The organism is Bosea vestrisii (assembly GCF_030144325.1).
In the GTDB taxonomy this organism is placed as follows: domain Bacteria; phylum Pseudomonadota; class Alphaproteobacteria; order Rhizobiales; family Beijerinckiaceae; genus Allobosea; species Allobosea vestrisii_A.
This window is the reverse complement of record NZ_CP126307.1, coordinates 5,077,193-5,095,761: the sequence shown is the minus strand read 5'-3', so window position 1 is coordinate 5,095,761 and position 18,569 is coordinate 5,077,193. Positions and strand designations below refer to the sequence as shown.

General features: G+C 66.3%; 16 protein-coding genes and 3 pseudogenes. 17 read left to right on the top strand and 2 right to left on the bottom strand.

Annotated features, from left to right (window positions below):
• The first annotated feature begins 77 nt into the window (after positions 1 to 77).
• From xdhC to QO058_RS24985, 13 genes and pseudogenes are all read left to right on the top strand, one after another.
• Complete coding sequence (gene xdhC / locus QO058_RS25045; protein ID WP_284168919.1) at positions 78 to 920, top strand: xanthine dehydrogenase accessory protein XdhC; 843 nt, start codon at positions 78 to 80, stop codon at positions 918 to 920.
• Positions 921 to 952: 32 nt separating this feature from the next.
• Positions 953 to 2,463, top strand: a pseudogene (locus QO058_RS25040) (ABC transporter ATP-binding protein).
• The gene (locus QO058_RS25035) at positions 2,456 to 3,532 is read left to right on the top strand and encodes an ABC transporter permease (RefSeq protein WP_284168917.1); all 1,077 of its coding nucleotides are present in this window, start codon (positions 2,456 to 2,458) and stop codon (positions 3,530 to 3,532) included. The pseudogene QO058_RS25040 and the gene QO058_RS25035 overlap by 8 nt, the downstream one beginning before the upstream one ends.
• A complete protein-coding gene (locus QO058_RS25030; protein ID WP_284168916.1) occupies positions 3,499 to 4,452 on the top strand; it encodes an ABC transporter permease in 954 nt (317 codons plus the stop codon). Before QO058_RS25035 ends, QO058_RS25030 begins: the two co-directional genes overlap by 34 nt.
• Positions 4,453 to 4,484: 32 nt before the next feature.
• A complete protein-coding gene (locus QO058_RS25025; RefSeq protein WP_284168915.1) occupies positions 4,485 to 5,558 on the top strand; it encodes a BMP family ABC transporter substrate-binding protein in 1,074 nt (357 codons plus the stop codon).
• Positions 5,559 to 5,829: 271 nt separating this feature from the next.
• Positions 5,830 to 6,999 carry an ABC transporter substrate-binding protein gene (locus QO058_RS25020; protein ID WP_284168914.1) on the top strand — a complete coding sequence of 390 codons (1,170 nt, stop codon included), beginning with the start codon at positions 5,830 to 5,832 and terminating at the stop codon, positions 6,997 to 6,999.
• 197 nt (positions 7,000 to 7,196) lie between these two features.
• Positions 7,197 to 8,122, top strand: a pseudogene (locus tag QO058_RS25015) (branched-chain amino acid ABC transporter permease).
• Entirely contained in the window at positions 8,119 to 9,111 is a 993-nt protein-coding gene (locus QO058_RS25010; protein WP_284168913.1) for a branched-chain amino acid ABC transporter permease, read from the top strand. Before QO058_RS25015 ends, QO058_RS25010 begins: the two are co-directional and overlap by 4 nt.
• Positions 9,104 to 9,853 carry an ABC transporter ATP-binding protein gene (locus QO058_RS25005; RefSeq protein WP_284168912.1) on the top strand — a complete coding sequence of 250 codons (750 nt, stop codon included), beginning with the start codon at positions 9,104 to 9,106 and terminating at the stop codon, positions 9,851 to 9,853. Before QO058_RS25010 ends, QO058_RS25005 begins: the two co-directional genes overlap by 8 nt.
• Positions 9,854 to 10,016: 163 nt before the next feature.
• A complete protein-coding gene (locus QO058_RS25000) occupies positions 10,017 to 10,715 on the top strand; it encodes an ABC transporter ATP-binding protein (protein ID WP_284168911.1) in 699 nt (232 codons plus the stop codon).
• A 13-nt stretch (positions 10,716 to 10,728) separates the two neighbouring features.
• Positions 10,729 to 11,187: a cupin domain-containing protein gene (locus QO058_RS24995; protein ID WP_284168910.1), complete on the top strand. Its 459-nt coding sequence runs from the start codon at positions 10,729 to 10,731 to the stop codon at positions 11,185 to 11,187.
• A 98-nt stretch (positions 11,188 to 11,285) separates the two neighbouring features.
• A complete protein-coding gene (locus QO058_RS24990) occupies positions 11,286 to 11,666 on the top strand; it encodes a PilZ domain-containing protein (RefSeq protein ID WP_284168909.1) in 381 nt (126 codons plus the stop codon).
• Between the two features lie 62 nt (positions 11,667 to 11,728).
• Positions 11,729 to 12,709 carry a glycerophosphodiester phosphodiesterase family protein gene (locus QO058_RS24985; RefSeq protein WP_284168908.1) on the top strand — a complete coding sequence of 327 codons (981 nt, stop codon included), beginning with the start codon at positions 11,729 to 11,731 and terminating at the stop codon, positions 12,707 to 12,709.
• An 8-nt stretch (positions 12,710 to 12,717) separates the two neighbouring features.
• Here QO058_RS24985 and QO058_RS24980 read toward each other — a convergent pair.
• Positions 12,718 to 13,958 (bottom strand): annotated as a pseudogene (locus QO058_RS24980) (flavin-dependent oxidoreductase).
• Positions 13,959 to 14,237: 279 nt separating this feature from the next.
• Between QO058_RS24980 and QO058_RS24975 the strand changes: the two are divergent.
• Complete coding sequence (locus QO058_RS24975; protein ID WP_057190077.1) at positions 14,238 to 14,510, top strand: HU family DNA-binding protein; 273 nt, start codon at positions 14,238 to 14,240, stop codon at positions 14,508 to 14,510.
• Between the two features lie 168 nt (positions 14,511 to 14,678).
• Positions 14,679 to 15,854 (top strand): vWA domain-containing protein, encoded by a 1,176-nt coding sequence (locus QO058_RS24970; protein ID WP_284168907.1) that lies wholly within the window; start codon positions 14,679 to 14,681, stop codon positions 15,852 to 15,854.
• Between the two features lie 36 nt (positions 15,855 to 15,890).
• On the opposite strand, the gene QO058_RS24965 is transcribed toward QO058_RS24970, so the two are convergent.
• Positions 15,891 to 16,568 (bottom strand): GntR family transcriptional regulator, encoded by a 678-nt coding sequence (locus QO058_RS24965; protein WP_284168906.1) that lies wholly within the window; start codon positions 16,566 to 16,568, stop codon positions 15,891 to 15,893.
• Positions 16,569 to 16,696: 128 nt separating this feature from the next.
• Here QO058_RS24965 and QO058_RS24960 point away from each other — a divergent pair, with 128 nt between their 5' ends.
• Both QO058_RS24960 and QO058_RS24955 read left to right on the top strand, forming a co-directional pair.
• Complete coding sequence (locus tag QO058_RS24960) at positions 16,697 to 17,887, top strand: NAD(P)/FAD-dependent oxidoreductase (RefSeq protein ID WP_284168905.1); 1,191 nt, start codon at positions 16,697 to 16,699, stop codon at positions 17,885 to 17,887.
• A 159-nt stretch (positions 17,888 to 18,046) separates the two neighbouring features.
• Positions 18,047 to 18,556 carry a hypothetical protein gene (locus QO058_RS24955; RefSeq protein ID WP_284168904.1) on the top strand — a complete coding sequence of 170 codons (510 nt, stop codon included), beginning with the start codon at positions 18,047 to 18,049 and terminating at the stop codon, positions 18,554 to 18,556.
• The last annotated feature ends 13 nt before the right edge of the window (positions 18,557 to 18,569 follow it).

The following is an 18,569-nucleotide window of genomic DNA, read 5'->3' as shown; positions in this document are numbered from 1 at the left end:
CAGTGTCGGCACTGCCCCCTCCCAACCCTCCCCCGTTCCGGGAGAGGGCTCCCGCGCCTTTATCGGAAGCCGTCGCCATGACCGCCGCCGACTTTCTCGCTGCCAACCTCGCCGACGGCGCCGTCATCGTCCGCATCGCGGAAGCGCAGGGCTCCACCCCCCGCGAGGCCGGCGCGACGATGATCGTCAGCGCCCGTGGCAGCGCCGGCACGATCGGCGGCGGCCAGCTCGAACTCCATTGCATCGATCTCGCCCGCGCCCTGCTCGACAGCAACGGCCCACGGCTGATCGATATCCCGCTCGGCCCGCAAATGGGTCAGTGCTGCGGCGGGCGCGTCCGGGTGGCGATGGAGCCGGCGACCCCAGCGCATCTCGAAGCGCTGAGGCAGGACGAGGCGAAAGCCGCGGCCGAGCGCCCGCAAGTGCTGATCTTCGGCGCCGGCCATACCGGCAAGGCGCTGGCGCGCAGCCTCGCCTTGCTTCCCCTCGCTGTGACGCTCATCGACGACCGGCCCAGCCAGTTCGACGATGTGCCAGCGGCTGTCGTCTGCCTTCGTCTCGACGATCCCGAAACTGCGCTTGCCGCAGCCCGGCTCGGCTCGGCCTTTGTCGTGCTGACCCATAGCCATGCGCTCGATTATCGCCTGGCAGAGGCGGCGCTGCTGCGCGGCGATGCGGCCTATGTCGGCATGATCGGCTCGAGCACGAAGCGCGCCCGCTTCGAGGCAAGCTTCCGCCGCCGCCACCCCGGTAGCAGGGCATTGACGCAGCTCACCTGCCCGATCGGCGGATCGGATGTGCATGACAAGCGTCCGGAGGTGATCGCCGCCTTGACGAGTGCCGAGCTGGTGCGTTGCTTGCTTGGCGAGAAAGCCACGAGACGCGCGAGGGCACGGAACCGCCATGACGCAGCCGCCTGACCAGACGGCACCTTCGCGCCTGGCGCTCGCCCATGTTTCGAAAAAGCTTTCCGGGCGTGAAAGCCAACCAGGACATCAGCCTCTCCGTCCGCCCCGGCGAGATCCATGCCCTGCTCGGCGAAAACGGCGCCGGCAAGTCGACCCTGGTCAAGATCATCTACGGCGTGCAGCGCGCCGACGAAGGGCAGATCAGCTTCGACGGCCGCCCGGTCGAGATCGCCTCGCCCAAGGCGGCCCGCAGGCTCGGCATCGGCATGGTCTTCCAGCATTTCTCGCTGTTCGACGGCATGACCGTGCTCGAGAATATCGCGCTCGGCCTCGACGAGACCGTCGCAGCCGAGGAGTTGAAGGCGCGGATCAAGGCGATCCTCGACAGCTATTCGCTGCCGCTCGACCCGGACCGCGAGGTGCATACACTCTCGGTCGGCGAGCGCCAGCGCATCGAGATCGTGCGCTGCCTGCTGCAGAAGCCGAACCTGCTGATCATGGACGAGCCAACCTCGGTGCTGACGCCGCAGGAGGTCGAGCGCCTGTTCGAGACGCTGCGCCAGATCGCTCGGGCAGGCTGCTCGATCCTCTACATCAGCCACAAGCTGCACGAGATCAAAGCGCTGTGCGAGGCGGCGACCATCCTGCGCGGCGGCAAGGTCGTCGCGACCTGCGATCCGCGCATCGAGACGACCCGGCGCATGGCCGAGCTGATGATTGGCGCCGAGCTGAAGAACATTCAGCGACCAGCCGGCGACGGCAAGGCGGGCGCAGCGCGGCTCAGCGTCGACAAGCTCGACATGCCGGGCGAGCCGCCCTTCGGCACCAGCCTGAAAGGCATCTCCTTCGCGGCCCATGCTGGCGAGATCCTCGGCATCGCCGGGGTCGCCGGCAACGGCCAGGCCGAATTGCTGATGGCGCTCTCGGGCGAGCATCTTGCCGGCAGGGCCGACGCGATCAAGCTCGATGGCCGGCCGATCGGTCTTTCAGGCGCCGGCGCGCGCCGCGCCGCCGGCCTCGCCTGCGTGCCCGAAGAGCGCAATGGCCATGCCGCCGTGCCCGACTTCACCCTCGCCGAAAATGTCGTGCTCACCGCCCGCCATCGGTTGCCGCTGGCGCCGGCGGGCGTGATCCGGCAAGGCCCGGTCGAGGCCTATGCGAAGGATGTCATCGCCCGTTTCGACGTCCGCACCACCGGCGCCGCGGCTCTGGCCGGTTCGCTGTCCGGCGGCAACCTGCAGAAATTCATCATGGGCCGCGAGATCGGGCAGAAGCCCGACGTGCTGGTGGTGGCGCAGCCGACCTGGGGGTCGATGCGGGCGCTGCCGCCGCAATCCGGCAGGCGCTCGTCGACCTCGCCGCTCAGGGCTCGGCCATCGTGGTGATCTCGCAGGATCTCGACGAACTGCTCGAGCTCTCCGACCGGCTCTGCGTGATCAATCAGGGCCGGCTATCGCAGGCACGGCCGGTCCCAGGACTGCAGCTGGAAGAGATCGGCCTGCTGATGGGCGGCGTCCACGGCGAAAGCCCTGCCGCGGAGCCCGCGCATGCTTGAGTGGCGGCGCCGGCGCGAGCCCAGCAAGGCGATGCTCTATCTGAGCCCGCTGATCGCGATCGGGCTCACCATGCTGACCGGCATGCTCGTCTTCGGCGCGATCGGCTATGACGGCCTGCGCGCGGTGACCGCGATCTTCATTACGCCACTGATCGAACCGCAGCGCTGGGCCGATCTCGGCGTCAAGGCAGCGCCGCTGATCATGGTCGCGCTCGGTCTCGCCATCGGTTTCCGTGCCAATGTCTGGAATATCGGCGCCGAGGGGCAATACGTCATGGGCGCGATTGCCGGCACCGGCGTCGCGCTGCTGACCCATGACATGACCGGCTGGTGGATCCTGCCGGCGATGGCGCTCGGCGGCATTCTCGGCGGCGCGGCCTTCGCAGCGCTGCCGGCTCTGCTGAAGGTTCGCCTGCAGGTCAGCGAGATCCTGACCAGCCTGATGCTGACCTATGTCGCGGTGCAGTTCCTGTACTATCTCGTGCGCGGTCCCTGGAAGGATCCGGACGGCTTCAACTTCCCGCAGACCAAGATGTTCAGCGCCAGCCAGACGCTGCCGGCGGTCGCGGAAGGCTCGCTCGTCCACGTCGGCGTGCCGCTCGCCATCCTGCTCGCGCTGATCGCCTGGTTCGTCATGAGCAAGACCGTCGCCGGCTACGCCGTCCGCGTCGTCGGCCGCGCACCCGCCGCCGCCCGCCATGGTGGCTTCGACGCGAACCGCGTCACCTGGGCGGTGCTGCTTGCCGGTGGCGGCCTTGCCGGACTCGCCGGTCTGCTCGAGGCGGCTGGCCCTTTCGGCCAGCTCACCCCGCAATTTCCGGTCGGCTACGGCTTTACCGCGATCATCGTCGCCTTCCTCGGCCGGCTCTCGCCTGTCGGCATCGTCTTCGGCGCGCTGGTGCTGGCAGTGACCTATGTCGGCGGCGAGATCGCCCAGAGCACGGTCCGCCTGCCCTCGGCCGCAACCGGCATGTTCCAGGCGCTGCTGCTGTTCTTCCTGCTCGCGACCGATGTGCTGGTGCGTTGGCGGCTGGCATGGAAAACGCGCCCGGCGAAGGTCGCGCCATGACCGCCGCCATTCTCGTCTCGATCTTCATGACGCTTGCCGCGGCAGCGACGCCGATCCTGCTCGCCAGCCTCGGCGAGCTCGTCACCGAGAAGGCCGGCGTCCTCAATCTCGGCGTCGAGGGCATGATGCTGTGCGGGGCCGTCGCGGGCTTCGCGGTCGCCTATTCGACCGGCAGCATCGCGCTCGGGCTCATCGCCGCCACGCTGGCCGGCGTCGCGGCAGCGATGATCTTTGCGCTGCTGACACTCGGCCTCGGCTCCAACCAGGTCGCTACGGGCCTGGCCCTGACGATCTTCGGTATCGGCGCCTCCTCGCTGATCGGCGCCGGCTTCGTCGGCCGCACGATCACGCGGCTCGGCCCGCTCTTTCCGGCCGATTACGCTGCGCATCCCTGGCTGCGCCTCGTCTTCGGCCATGACGCGATCGTCTATCTCTCGCTCGCGCTCGTCCTCGCCGTCGGCCTGTTCCTGCGCCGGACGAAGGCCGGGCTGATCCTGCGCGCCGTCGGCGAGAATGCCGATTCCGCCCATGCCATCGGCTATCGCGTGCTGGCGATCCGCACGGCTGCGACCGCCTTCGGCGGCGCGCTGGCTGGGCTCGGCGGCGCCTATTTTTCGCTGGCGCTGACGCCGATGTGGGCCGACCGGCTGACCGCCGGCCGTGGCTGGATCGCGCTCGCGCTCGTCGTCTTCGCAGCGTGGAAGCCGGGGCGGCTCCTGATCGGCGCCTATCTCTTCGGCGCGGTCGCGACCTTCGAGCTGCAGGCCAAGGCGGCCGGCTGGAGCTTCATCGCGCCCGAGGTGCTGGCGATGACCCCCTACCTTGCGACGATTGTGGTTCTGACCATGATGTCGCTAGGACGGAGGATCGGCGGACGCGACGCGCCCGCCTGCCTCGGCAAGCCTTTCCCGGCGTCGTGACGACGCCGCAACCGACAACGGGGAGCACCATCATGTCGACCATCATCACCCGCCGCACTCTTCTTGCCGGCGCTGCCGCCAGCTCGGCCCTGCCGCTGGTCGGCGCGCGCGCCCAGGCGCCGTTCGGCGTCGGCTTCGTCTATGTCGGCCCGATCGGCGACCATGGCTACACCTGGACCCATGATCAGGGCCGGCTGGCGCTGGAGAAGGAGTACGGCGCCAAGATCAAGACCAGCTTCATCGAGAACGTCGCCGAAGGTCCCGATGCCGCGCGCGCCATCCGCCAGCTCGCCCAGGCCGGCAACCAGCTGATCTTCACCACGTCGTTCGGCTTCATGAACCCGACGATCCAGGTTGCCAAGCAGTTCCCGAAGATCTTCTTCGAGCACGCGACCGGCTATCAGCGCGCCGAGAATGTCGCCACCTACAATGCCCGCTTCTACGAGGGCCGGGCTGCGATCGGCACCATCGCCGGCCACATGTCGAAGACCGGCCAGGCGGGCTATGTCGCCTCCTTCCCTATTCCCGAGGTGGTGATGGGCATCAACGCCTTCCATCTCGCGGCGAAGAAGGTGAACCCCAACTTCAAGACCAAGGTGATCTGGTGCTCGACCTGGTACGACCCGGCCAAGGAGGCCGATGCGGCCAAGGCGCTGATCGATCAGGGCGCCGACATGATCACCCAGCACACCGATTCCGCCGCCCCGCTGCAGGCGGCCGAGCAGCGCGGCGTCTTCGCCTTCGGTCAGGCCTCGGACATGAAGGCCTTCGCGCCGAAGGCGCATCTCTCGGCGATCGTCGACGACTGGTCGGGCTACTACATCAAGCGCGTCAAGGAAGCGATGGGCGGCACCTGGAAGACTGGCGACGTCTGGCACGGCCTCAAGGAAGGCATGGTCAAGCTCGCGCCCTATAACGACGCGATCACGCCGGCGGCACGCGCCGCCGCGGACGACGTGCAGAAGGGCATCATCGCCGGCACGCTCCACCCCTTCACCGGCGAGCTCAAGGACCAGAAGGGCACGCTGCGCCTCAAGGCCGGCGAAACCGCGAGCGACGAGATGCTCTCGAAGATGGACTGGTACGTCGACGGCGTGCAGGCGTAAGGCCGGCTAAGCGAAGGACGCGTCATGCTCGGGCTCGTCCCGAGCATCTCTGGCAGGAAGAGGCTCCAATCTGCGCCTCCTCATCCTGAGATTCTCGGGTCTGCGCTTCGCTTTGCCCGAGAATGACGCTCTCCGCCCACGCACAAAAATTACCGATCAGAACCCCTTGCAGATATTTTAAGCTTGAAACAATATGGCCGTGGCGCTGCGTGAAACGGGGATGGGGATCCCTTCGGCGGCGGCTTTCGCAGGTCCCGGGAGGACATCCGACATGACACTGAAATTCGCTTTGTCGCTCAGTGCCGGCGCGCTCGCGCTCGGGCTTGCCAGCGCGCAGGCGCAGGAGCCCTTGAAGATTGGCGTGGTCAGCGTGCTGACCGGGCCGGCGGCGGCGCTCGGCCAGCAGGTCCGCGACGGCTTCCAGCTCGCCGTCGATCAGAACGGCGGCAAGCTCGGCGGCGTGCCGGTGCAGATCACCGTGATCGACGATGAGCTCAAGCCCGACGTCGCGGTCGGCAAGGTCCGCAGCTACGTTGAGGGCGGCAAGGTCGACTTCGTCGTCGGCCCGGTGTTCTCGAACATCCTCGGCGCGATCGCCAAGCCGGTGCTCGATTCCGGCGCCATCCTGATCAGCCCGAACGCCGGTCCGTCGACCATGGCCGGCAAGGCCTGCCACCAGAACTTCTTCGTGACCTCGTACCAGAACGACCAGGTCCACGAGGTGCTGGGCAAGTACGCGCAGGACCAGAACTACAAGAAGGCCTACATCATCGCGCCGAACTACCAGGCGGGTAAGGACTCGCTCGCCGGCTTCAAGCGCTACTTCAAGGGCGAGATCCTCGACGAGGTCTATGTCCCGCTGACCTCGCTCGACTTCGCGGCCGAGCTCGCCAAGATCGCCTCGGCCAAGCCCGACGTGGTCTTTGCCTTCCTGCCCGGCGGCCTCGGCGTCAACTTCGTCAAGCAGTGGTCGCAGGCAGGCCTCACCGGCAAGGTGCCTTTCCTCTCCGCCTTCACGGTCGACGAATCGACGCTGCCGGCGCAGCAGGACGCAGCGGTCGGGATGTTCGGCGGCATGACCTGGGCACCCAACATGGACAATCCGCAGACGAAGAAGTTCGTCTCGGCCTATGAAGCCGCCTACAAGATCGTGCCCGGCTCCTATGCCCAGCAGGCTTATGACGCGGCGCAGCTGATCGACTCGGCGGTCAAGGCCGCCGGCGGCACCGCCGACAAGGACAAGCTCCGCGCCGCGATCAAGAAGGCCGACTTCACCTCGCTGCGCGGTAAGTTCAAGTTCAACACCAATGGCTACCCGATCCAGGACTTCTACCTGGTCAAGGTCGCCAAGCGGGCCGACGGCAAGTTCCAGACCGAGATCGCCCAGAAGGTGTTCGAGGACTACGCCGATCCGCATGCGAAGGATTGCGCGCTCAAATAGGGCGGCTGAACCTCAATAACCCCTCTCCTGGAAGGAGAGGGGCAGGGGTGAGGTGTTCGTAGCGAAATCATTGGCCTGAACCTGACCACACGGTCAGCGCTCGCGGCGCTGGTCCGATGGCCTACACCTCACCCTGCCCTCTCCTTACAGGAGAGGGTTCCCCGCGCTTTTTCCGGACAGCCGATAGCGAACCAGCAATGACCACCGGCCTCCTCATCGTCCAGATCCTGAACGGGCTGCAGTTCGGCATCCTGCTGTTCCTGGTGGCGGCAGGGCTGACGCTGGTCTTCGGCGTGATGGACTTCATCAACCTGGCGCACGGCGTGCAGTACATGCTCGGCGCCTATCTGGCGGTGACCTTCGTCGCGCTGACCGGCTCCTTCGTGCTCGGGCTCGTGCTGGCATTGGCGGCGGCACTGGTCTTCGGCCTCGCGCTCGAATTCCTGGTCTTCCGCCATCTCTACGAGCGCGACCACCTCGACCAGGTGCTGGCGACCTTCGGGCTGATCCTGCTGCTCAACCAGGGCGTCAAGATGGTCTGGGGGCCGCTCCCCTCTCCGTGCCGCTGCCGGCGTTCCTGACCGGCAATGTCGCGCTGATGGACGGCATCCTGTACCCCACCTATCGCTTCGCCCTGATCGGCGCGGGGCTTGGCGTCGGCGCCCTGCTCTGGTTCATCGTCGAGAAGACGCGGACCGGCATGCTGCTGCGCGCCGGCGCCTCCAATGCGCCGATGGTCTCGGCGCTCGGCGTCGACATCCGCAAGCTGTTCATGATCGTCTTCGCCTTCGGCACGATGCTGGCGGGCTTCGCCGGGGCGATGGCGGCGCCGATCCTCTCGGTCGAGCCCGGCATGGGCGACACCGTCCTGATCCTCGCCTTCGTCGTCATCGTCATCGGCGGCATCGGCTCGATCCGCGGCGCCTTCGTCGCGGCGCTGATCGTCGGCCTGGTCGACACGCTCGGCCGTTCCTTCATGAACGACCTGCTCAGGCTGTTGATGAGCGCCCCCTCGGCGCGGGCGACCGGTGCGGCACTGTCCTCGATGCTGATCTATCTCCTGATGGCTGTGGTGCTGTTCGTGCGGCCGGAAGGGTTGCTGCCGGCGCGAGGCCGGACATGAGCGCTGCGCCCGCCATGGCCGAGGTCAGCAACGTCGCACCGCCACGCGAGCGCGCCAAAGTGCTGCTGCCAGCCATCCTGTTCCTGCTGCTGGCACTGATACCGCTCGCCGTCTCGCTCGGCATGCCGGCCGGCTGGCTTGCTTTGCTGACGCGGGCGCTGATCTTCGCCATCGCTGCGCTCTCGCTCGACCTGATCCTCGGCGTCGGCGGCCTGGTCTCCTTCGGCCACGCCGCCTTCCTCGGCATCGGTGCCTATGTCACCGGCATCATGATCACAGAGGGCAAGAGCGAGGCGCTCGTGATCCTGCCGGTGATCCTCGTCGTCTGCGCATTCTTCGGCGCGATCACCGGCGCGATCTGCCTGCGCACGCGCGGCGTCGCCTTCATCATGATCACCCTCGCCTTCGGCCAGATGGTCTATTTCCTGGCGCAGGCGCTCTCGGCCTATGGCGGCGATGACGGGCTGACGCTCTACGAGAAGAGCACGCTGCTCGGCTTCAACCCGTTCGCGAACCGGACCTCGTTCTATTACACGGTGCTCATCGCGCTCGGCGGTGCCTATCTCCTGGTGCGCGGGCTCGTCGCCTCGCGCTTCGGCCGAGTGCTCAGGGCAGCGCGCGAGAACCCGGTCCGCGTCAGCGTCACCGGCTTCGACGTCACCCGCGTGCGCCTCATCGCCTATGTGATCAGCGGCATGCTGGCCGGGCTCTCCGGCTTCTTCCTCGCCAATCACACCGAATTCGTCAGCCCGGCTTTCATGTCCTGGCAGCGCTCGGGCGAACTGATCTTCATGGCGGTGCTCGGCGGTGTCGGCTCGCTGCACGGCGCGATCATCGGCGCTGTCGCCTATCTGATCGCCGAGGATGCACTTTCGCACCTGACCGAGCACTGGCGCGTCATCTTCGGGCCCATGATCATCCTGTTCGTGCTGTTCACCCGCGGCGGCATCGTCGGGATGCTGCGCAAGCTGGGCTCGCGTCATGGCTGAGCCGGTCCTCGTCCTCGATGGTGTGCGCAAATCCTTCGGCGCGCTGAAGGTGACCGATGGCGTCAGTCTCGCCGTAGCGCCGGGCGAATTGCACGCGCTGATCGGCCCGAACGGCGCCGGCAAGACCACGCTGGTCCATCAGATCTCCGGCATGCTGACGCCCGATGCCGGCACCATCCGTTTCCGCGGCGAGGACGTGACGGCGTTCAATGCCGAGAAGCGCGCCCGCCACGGCCTGGCGCGGACCTTCCAGATCACCTCGACCATCGCCTCGCTCTCGGCGCTGGAGAATGTCGCGCTCGGCGTGCAGGCGAAGGCGACGCATCCGCTCTCCTTCTTTCGCAATGCCGCCAGCGACGAGCGCCTCAACCGCCCTGCCCGCGCCGCGCTAGATGCTGTCGGCCTTGGCGAACGCGCCCATGTTCCCGCCGGCAGCCTGTCGCATGGCGAGAAGCGGGCGCTGGAGATCGCCATGGCACTGGCGCTGGAGCCGGCGGCGATCCTGCTCGACGAGCCGCTCGCCGGCGTCGGCAAGGAGGAAGGCGAGCGGCTGATCGGCCTGCTCAGGAGCCTGAAGGGGCGCTACGCCATGCTGCTGGTCGAGCACGACATGGAAGCCGTGTTCGCGCTGGCCGACACGGTCACCGTCCTCGTCTATGGCCGCGTCATTGCGTCCGGCGATCCGACCGCCGTCCGCGCCGACGCTGCCGTGCGCGAAGCCTATCTCGGCGAGGAGGGGTAATGACCGACGAACGTCACCCCTTGTCATTCCGGGGCTTCGCGCTGCGAAGAACCCGGAACCCACGACCGGGTGAGACCATGACAACCATGAACGATCGCGCTCGCCCGATCATGGGTTCCGGGTTCGCTGCGCGCCCCGGAATGACAGAGAACGAGCACGCACCATGCTGACTGTCGAGGCTCTCCAAGCCGGTTATGGCGAGGCGCAGATCCTGTTTGGCGTCGATCTTGCGGTCGGCGCCGGCGAGGTCGTGACCCTGCTCGGCCGCAACGGCATGGGCAAAACCACGACGGTGCGCGCCATCATGGGGTTGATCCGGCCCCGCTCCGGCCGTGTCAGCTTCGGGGGCGTCGACCTCACCGGCAGCGCACCGTTCCGGCTGGCACAGGCCGGGATCGGCCTCGTCCCAGAGGGACGGCAGGTCTTCCCGACGCTCTCGGTCGAGGAGAACCTGATCGCCACCGCCGCCAGCCGCTTCGGGACACCGCGCTGGACGCTGGAGCGCGTCTACGCCTTTCTGCCGCGGCTGAAAGAACGCAAGGCCAATCGCGGCAACCAGCTTTCCGGCGGCGAGCAGCAGATGCTGGCGATCGGCCGGGCGCTGATGACCAATCCCAAGCTCGTCATCCTCGACGAGGCGACCGAGGGCCTTGCGCCGATCATCCGGCAGGAGATCTGGTCCTGCCTGTCGGCGCTGAAGGCCGAGGGCGAGTCGATCCTGGTGATCGACAAGAACGTCGACGCATTGGCAAAGATCGCCGACCGGCATGTCGTGCTGGAGAAGGGCCGCGTCGCCTGGCGCGGGACCAGCGACGATCTGCGCAGCGACAGCGCGGTCAAGGACCGCTTCCTGCATCTTTGAGAAGGAGACGACGATGAAACCGCTCACTGCTGGCGTGACCAAGGCCAATGAGGGGATCGACGCGATCTCCTGGAACATCCTCGGCCAGACCTATGTGCCGAAGATGCTGAGCGAGGACAGCTTCTCCTGGCACGCCACCTTCCCGCCCGGCACCTTCGTGCCGCCGCACATCCATCCGGCCCAGGACGAGTTCATCTACATGCTCGAGGGCCGGCTCGACCTCGTGCTCGACGGCCAGGAGTCGCATGCCCTGCCCGGCGACCTGATCAAGCTGCCGCGCAACATCCCGCACGGGCTGTTCAATAAGAGCGATTCAGCCGTGAAGTGCCTGTTCTGGGTCGCGCCGACCGGCCGGCTCTACGACCTGTTCTGGGCGATCCATTCGATGAAGGAGCAGAACCCGGCCGAGGTCGTCGCCCTCGCGGCACGCTACGAGATCGATTTCCTGCCGCCGCCGCCCGAAGGGGCCTGAGCGTGTCGCGGCGCAGTTAAGGTTAAGCAAAGCTTACTGCTGCAACCAAGAGCATTTCCGGGCATTGTTTCAACCTGAGCTAGAACAAGGCCAGGGCCATGCCCACTGCGACCATTCTCTCCGAACGCCGCCGCTCCGCACGCAACCGGACGCTAATCGGCGGCAAGGTCATCTTCAACCAGCGGCAATCGACGCTGGACTGCACGGTCAGAAACCTGTCGGAAGACGGAGCGCTGCTGGTTTTCCCGGCAAGCGTCGCCGTGCCCGATCTGTTCGAGCTCTATCTCCCGCTCAAGCGCGAGAGCCGGATGGTGCACACCCGCTGGCGTGACAGCGAGCGCATCGGCGTTGCCTTCGCCGCTGCCGCAAAACAGGACGAAGCGCCTGTTCCGCTCGACCTGGTGCGGCGCCTGCGCCGGCTCGAACAGGAAAACGCGGCGCTCAAAGCGCGCATCGTCGAGCTGACCGAAGGCGCCTGATTTCCGGCTGAATTTCGCCGGCTTGCGCCGCCGAGATCGCGCCCCGTTTCGAGGGGATAGCGATGAAACGATTCTGGCTCGCAGCCGGCGCTGTGGCCGCGGCTTTAGGCCTCACTGCCTTCGTGCAAAACACCTCGCTCCTGGCCTCGGCCTCAACGGAGCGCCCGGTCCTGCTGGCGCATCGCGGGCTGGCACAGACCTACCCCTCGAGCGGCGTCATTGACACGACCTGCACGGCGAGCCGCATCAATCCGCCCGAACACCCCTATCTCGAGAACACCCTCGCCTCGATGGAGGCGGCCTTCGCCGCGAGCGCCGACATCGTCGAGTTCGATATCCATCCGACCATCGATGGCCAGTTCGCCGTGATCCACGACTGGACGCTGGACTGCCGGACGAACGGGACGGGCGTCACCCGCGAGAAGACGCTCACTGAGCTCAAAACGCTCGACATCGGCCATGGCTATACGGCGGATGGTGGCAAGACCTATCCCTTCCGCGGCAAGGGGATCGGCCTTATGCCCTCGCTGGACGAGGTGCTGGCGCGATTTCCCGACCAGCGTCTGCTTATCAACATCAAGAGCAACGATCCGCGCGAGGGCGAACTGCTCGCCGAACGCCTCCTGAAGCTCCCTCCGGCGCAGCTCACCTTGCTGATGGCCTATGGCGGGGACCGGCCGATCGCGGCGCTGCGTCAACGCATTCCGACCCTGCGCACCATGTCCAAAGCGGCAGAAAAAAGCTGCCTGATCCACCACCTCGCGCTGGGCTGGGCGGGGCTGACCCCGCAATCCTGCGAGCGGCAGTTGCTGCTGATCCCGTCCAACTACACACGCTGGATCTGGGGCTGGCCGGCGCGGTTCACGGCCCGCTTGCGCGACGCCGGCAGCGAGGTCATCGTCGCCGGCCCGCTGCTCGGCGGTGACGGTTCAGCCGGGGTCGACCGGGCCGAGGATTTGGCTGCCCTCGACCGGCCGATTCCCGGGATCTGGACCAACCGGATCGACCGGATCGCACCGCTGATGCGGGCCGAACAGCGCTGAGTTCCGCCTCAGCGCTTCGCCAACTGCGCCGCCGAGAAACCCGCCTTGCCGGCATAGGCGTTCACGATCTGCTCGCGCTTGCCATAGGGCAGGACCCGCTCGACATCGTCGAAGCCGTTGGGCGCCAGCGCCTCGACGGCATCGATGACGCGCTCGGGTCCGCCGGCCCGGTTCATCGCGACGATCTCGGCCGTCGCCGGCAGACGCTGCGCCTCATAGGCCGCGAGTGCATGACGCGGATGCTCGGCCTTGACCATGAGATCGGCCAGGCAGCGCGCATCCAAGATCGCCTGCGAGGCGCCGTTGGAGCCGACCGGATACATCGGGTGGGCAGCGTCGCCGAGCAGCGTCACCCGGCCGTGCGTCCAGCGCGGCAGCGGATCGCGGTCGCACATCGGATATTCCCAGAAGGTGCCGCTCGCCTGGATCAAAGCGAGGATATCGACGCCTGGCACGGTGAAGCGCCGGGCGAAGGGCAGCACATCTTCCAACCGGCCGGCCTTCGACCAGGCTTCCTTCGGCGGCGGCTTCAAGGGATCGCCGGTGCGGACGTTGACGACCCAGTTGGTCAGGCGCGTCCCGGGCTTTTTGCCCTCGGCGATCGGGTAGAGCACCAGCTTGCCGGCCATGCCGCCGGCGATGATCATGCTCTCGCCGTCGAGGAAGGCCGGCCAGTCGCAAGCGCCCCGCCACATCTGGACACCGTTCCAGCGTGGCGCGCCCTGGTCCGAGAAATAATGGGCTCGCACCGTCGAATGGATGCCGTCGGCGCCGATCAGGATATCGGCGCGCGCCGTCTCGCCAACCTCGCCCAATTTGGCGTCGACGAAATGCGCGGTCACGCCGCCCTCGTCCTGCAGGAAGCCTTGCAAACGCCGGCCGGTACGGATCGCATCCGGGCCGAGGCGCTCGATCACGGCGTCGCGAATCACACCCTGCAGCCGGCCGCGATGGATCGAGAATTGCGGAACTGGTGCGCCGGCGTGCAGGCCGCGCAACTCGCGCCAGACGGTCTGGCCGAAGCGGTTCATGTAGATCAGTTCGCGTGTGCGGATCGCCACCGCATCGAGCGCGGGCAGCAGGCCCAGCTCGGCCAATTCGCGAATGGCATGCGGCAACGTATTGATACCGACGCCGACCTCGCGGATCTCGCTCGCCTGCTCGTAGACGGTCGCGGCGATGCCGCGCGCATGCAGCATCAGGGCCAGTGACAGCCCCCCATGCCGCCGCCGATGATGATGGCCTTCATGCCGTGTTCTGCCCCCCTGAATTATTTCAAGCTTCAAATAATTCGAGGGAACTTGTCAATCGCTCCACAAAGCTGGTGAAAACCGCCCCAATTTCGCGGCTTTTGACAGGAACGAAGCCAATTACTGTGCGTATGTACGGTCGCTGCCGTCGTGTTCCGGCGGCAAGCGTGTCAAATGGCGGGCTCGTGCGCGATTGCGTCGATTCGCCGCGACGTGTCGGAACCCTCCGGGGCTCGGCACGGCGTCAATTTAAACATGATTGGTCTCAGGAGGTTTTTATGACCAAGAACGAACTGATCGCCGCGATTGCGGATGAGACGGGCAAGACCAAGACCGATGTCTCGGCCATTCTCGGCTCGCTCGCCGGCGTTGTCGCCAAGACCCTGAAGTCCGGCGGCGACGTCACGCTCGGCGGCATCGGCAAGCTCGCCGCCTCTAAGCGCGAAGCCCGCGAGGCCCGCAACCCGTCGACCGGCGCGACGATCAAGGTCCCGGCCAAGACGGTTGTGAAGTTCAAGGTCACCAAGGATCTGGCCGACGCCGTCGCCTGAGCCTTGATGGACCGGAGCCGGATCCGATCAGATCGAATTTAATCTGATCGGATCCGGCTCTTACTTTTGATGGACGACTTGGCCGCTCGGCTTGCATCGCATGCCGACCGGAACGGGCTTCAGGCCGCCGCAGCTTGACCCCGAGGCGCCACTGGCCACAGTAGCGCGATGTTCCTTCGCCTCTTCACCGATCTGCGCGCTGCCAAGGTCCCGGTCACCTTGCGCGAGTATCTTGCGCTGCTCGAAGGCGTCGAAGCTGATCTCGCTGAATATCGGGTCGACGAATTCTACTATCTCGCCCGCACCTGCCTGGTGAAGGATGAGCGTCATCTCGACCGTTTCGACCGGGTCTTCGCCGAAGTCTTCAAGGGCATGGAGACACTGGGCGAGGCGTTCGAGCAGGCCGGCATTCCCGAAGAGTGGCTGCGCAAGCTCGCCGAGAAATTCCTCACCGACGAGGAGAAGTCCCAGATCGAGGCGCTCGGCTGGGACAAGCTGCTCGAGACACTCAAGCAGCGCCTCGCCGAGCAGAAGGGCCGCCATCAGGGCGGCTCGAAATGGATCGGCACCGCCGGCACCTCGCCCTATGGCGCCTATGGCTACAATCCCGAAGGCGTACGCATCGGTCAGGACAAGAACCGCAATTTTCGGGCGGTGAAGGTCTGGGACAAGCGCGAGTTCAAGGATTTCGACGACACGCGCGAGCTCGGCGTGCGCAATCTGCGCATCGCGCTGCGCCGCCTGCGCAAATTCGCCCGCACCGGCGCTGCCGAAGAACTCGACCTCGACCAGACCATCACCGAGACCGCCAAGCACGGCTATCTCGACGTCAAGCTACGGCCGGAGCGGCACAACGCGGTGAAGGTGCTGCTCTTCCTCGACGTCGGCGGCTCGATGGATTGGCATATCGAGCTGGCCGAGGAGCTGTTCTCGGCGGCACGGGCCGAGTTCAAGCATTTCGAGCATTTCTACTTCCACAACTGCCCCTATGAACGGGTCTGGAAGGAGAACCGGCGCCGCCACGACCAGGTCATTTCGACCTTCGACGTGCTGCGCACCTATCCGGCCGATTACCGGCTCGTCTTCGTTGGCGACGCCTCGATGAGCTCCTATGAGATCGCGATGCCGGGCGGCTCGGTCGAGCACTGGAACGAGGAACCTGGCGAGGTCTGGATGCGGCGCCTGACCGGGCGCTTCCCGAAATCGGTCTGGCTCAATCCCGTGCAACAGCATCTCTGGGGCTATACCCAGTCGATCCGCCAGATCGGTGGGCTGATGGAGGGGCGGATGTTCCCGCTGACGCTCGACGGCCTCGACGGTGCGATGAAGGCGCTGACGCGGTAGGCACGCGCTTCTCATAGGTGGCGCCTCCTACCACCCTCACCTCTTGGGCAGCCCGGCACGCCCCGCGATGGCAGCAACGAGTGTCTGACTGCCTTCGACCAGATGCTGCCGCAGGATATGAACCGCCCTGCCCTCGTCGCGCTGTCGGCAGGCCGCGAGCAGGTCCCGGTGCTCAGCCTGCGACCGGCTGCGATAGTCCAGGTTCGACAGCAAGATGCGGACATAGCGGTCAGCGGCATTGTGATGCGCCTCGATCAGGCCAAGTAGCCGGCCGTTTCCGCAGGCGCTGTACAGGATGAGGTGGAAGGTCCGGTTCAAGGCTCCCCATCGGCCGACATTCGGCTCGGCATCGATTTGCCTCAGCACATGGTCGGCCTCGTCGAGCTTCTCATCCGCGATGGCGAGAACCGAAAGTCGCAGTGCCTCGCATTCGAGGATTTCGCGTAACGCATATATTTCCGCAATCTCAAGGCCATCCATCGCGGCGACATGAGCGCCTTTGGTCGGATGGACAGAGACGATCCCCTCGGCCTCCAGCTGGCGAAGTGCGTCGCGCACAGGCATCCGGCTGAAGCCGAACTGCTCCGCCAGATCATCCTGACGCAGCACAGTGCCCGCCACCAGGCTTCCGTCCGCGATGGCTTCACGCAGAACGCTCGCGACCTGCTCGGCCACGGTTTGCGGCTTTTGCTTCAGGCCGGCCAATTCCAGCAAGCGACCCCCCGATTCACTCGACAGCTCTAGCAGAGGTAGGCTTTCTGGGATATAGGTATCCTCGTATACGAGGATACTTGTATACGAAAACAAACGGAGTCAGCGCCATGCCACATGTCACGCGACCGATGGACGCCGTGGTCATCGGCGGCGGGATTGCGGGTTGCACCCTCGCCTACGAACTCGCGAGGCGGAGTGTGAAGACGGTCGTGATCGAACAGAGCATGATCGCAGCCGAGTCCTCCGGGCGGAATACAGGAACCCTTCTCAGCGGACCGGAGAGACAAGTGGTCGAACTGCTCGACGCCTGCGCCGGGATCTATGCGGAACTCGCCGACGGGCCGGTGCCGTTCGAGTTCGGCCGTGTGGGGCATCTGCTCATCTCCGAGGACGAGGCCAGCTTCGAGCAGGCTGCGTCGATCGCCGAGCGCTATCGCGAGGCCGGCGTGGAGATGGAGAAGCTGTCGGGAGCGGAGCTGGCGCGAGACTATCCGCGGATCGGGTTCAAGGTGGCTGGGGCCTACTCGGTCGACCGCGCCTGGACGCTGGAGCCGATGGGCGCGACGCACGCCTTCGCGCACGCTGCTCGCGAGGCGGGGGCCACCATCCGGACCGGCCTGCGCATCGCCCAAATCCATTCCCGGGGCGGGAAAGTGCAGGGCGTCCTTAGTGACCAAGGGATCATCCCCGCCGATCTCGTTTTCATCGCCAACGGCCTATGGATGTCGGATCTGCTCCGGCGGACCGTGGGTGATGGGCCACTTCCCGGCCTACCTTTCATCGCCGGTCGCGGCTGGCTGATCCAACTCGGCAAGCTCGACTTCGAACTGCCATGGATCGTCGAGGAACTGACCTGGCCGGGCCAGGAGGAACTCGGCAGAAGGATGGATCTCTCCGGTCTCGCCGATGTCGCAGATCAACGTGACGACCGGCCGATGGTGGAAGCCATCTGCCTGAATCCGATGCGAGGCGGCGATGCACGCCTCGGAGCCTCGCTCCAACCCGCCTTCCGCGATCTTCTACGCAATACCGACATGCCGAGCAGGATCGCCAAGCGGACACTACGCATGTTGCCCGGCCTTGGAACCCCGCCGGTCAAGAACGTCTATCCCGGCAACCGGCCGATGCTCCCCGATGGCCTGCCGGTCGCGGGCCGGACGGCGGTCGAGGGGCTTTTCGTCCATGGTGGGCTCGGTTCCATCGGCATGCACGCGGCACCGGCGACCGCGCGCTGGCTGGTCGAGGCAGTGCTGTCCGGCCACGGCGATCCCGAACAGGATTGGTTGCGCCCCGACCGCTTTCCCGGCTGGAAAATATAGCACGCCGCTCGGACGCGCCGAATCGGTGCGGCAGCTAGCCGAACCGGGGCGGACCCGCTAAGCCTCGCGGCCATGCATGCCGATGACGCACCCCTCCCCTCATGGCGCCAGCGCCCGAAACCGATCGGCTTCGAAATCGCCTATCGGCTGAAAGGCGACGTGTTGGAGATCGATTCGACCCGCAAGGTCGATCAGGTCAGGCTGTCCGCGGTCGAGCAGGTGCGCTTCATCTATGCGCCCAGCAACGTCTCGTCGAAGGGCTTTCGAACCCGGCTGCGGCTGAGTGACGGCAAGACGATCACCTTCGGCAATCTGTCCTGGCGTTCACTGACCGACATCGACCGCGACGATGCGCGCTACCACGCTTTCGTCACGGCCCTGTCTGCCGCAATCGTGCGTGCCAATCCAAAAGCGCGCTTCCTCGCCGGCAAGCCCTATCTGCTCTGGCTGGCGCTGGCGCTCGCCGGCGGCGGCGCGATGATCATGCTGACCTTTTTCAGCCTGCGCGCTTTCGAGCAGGGCGCTACCGCTGCTGCGGGTCTCGGAGTTGTGCTCGCGGCCGCCTCGTTCTGGCAGGTCTGGCCGATGATCAGGCTCAACCGGCCGCGGGACCTTGCGAGCGGCGAGGTTCCTGACGACCTCGTCCCCGGCCGCCCGCCGCAAAGTTGATCGTGCGGGCGGC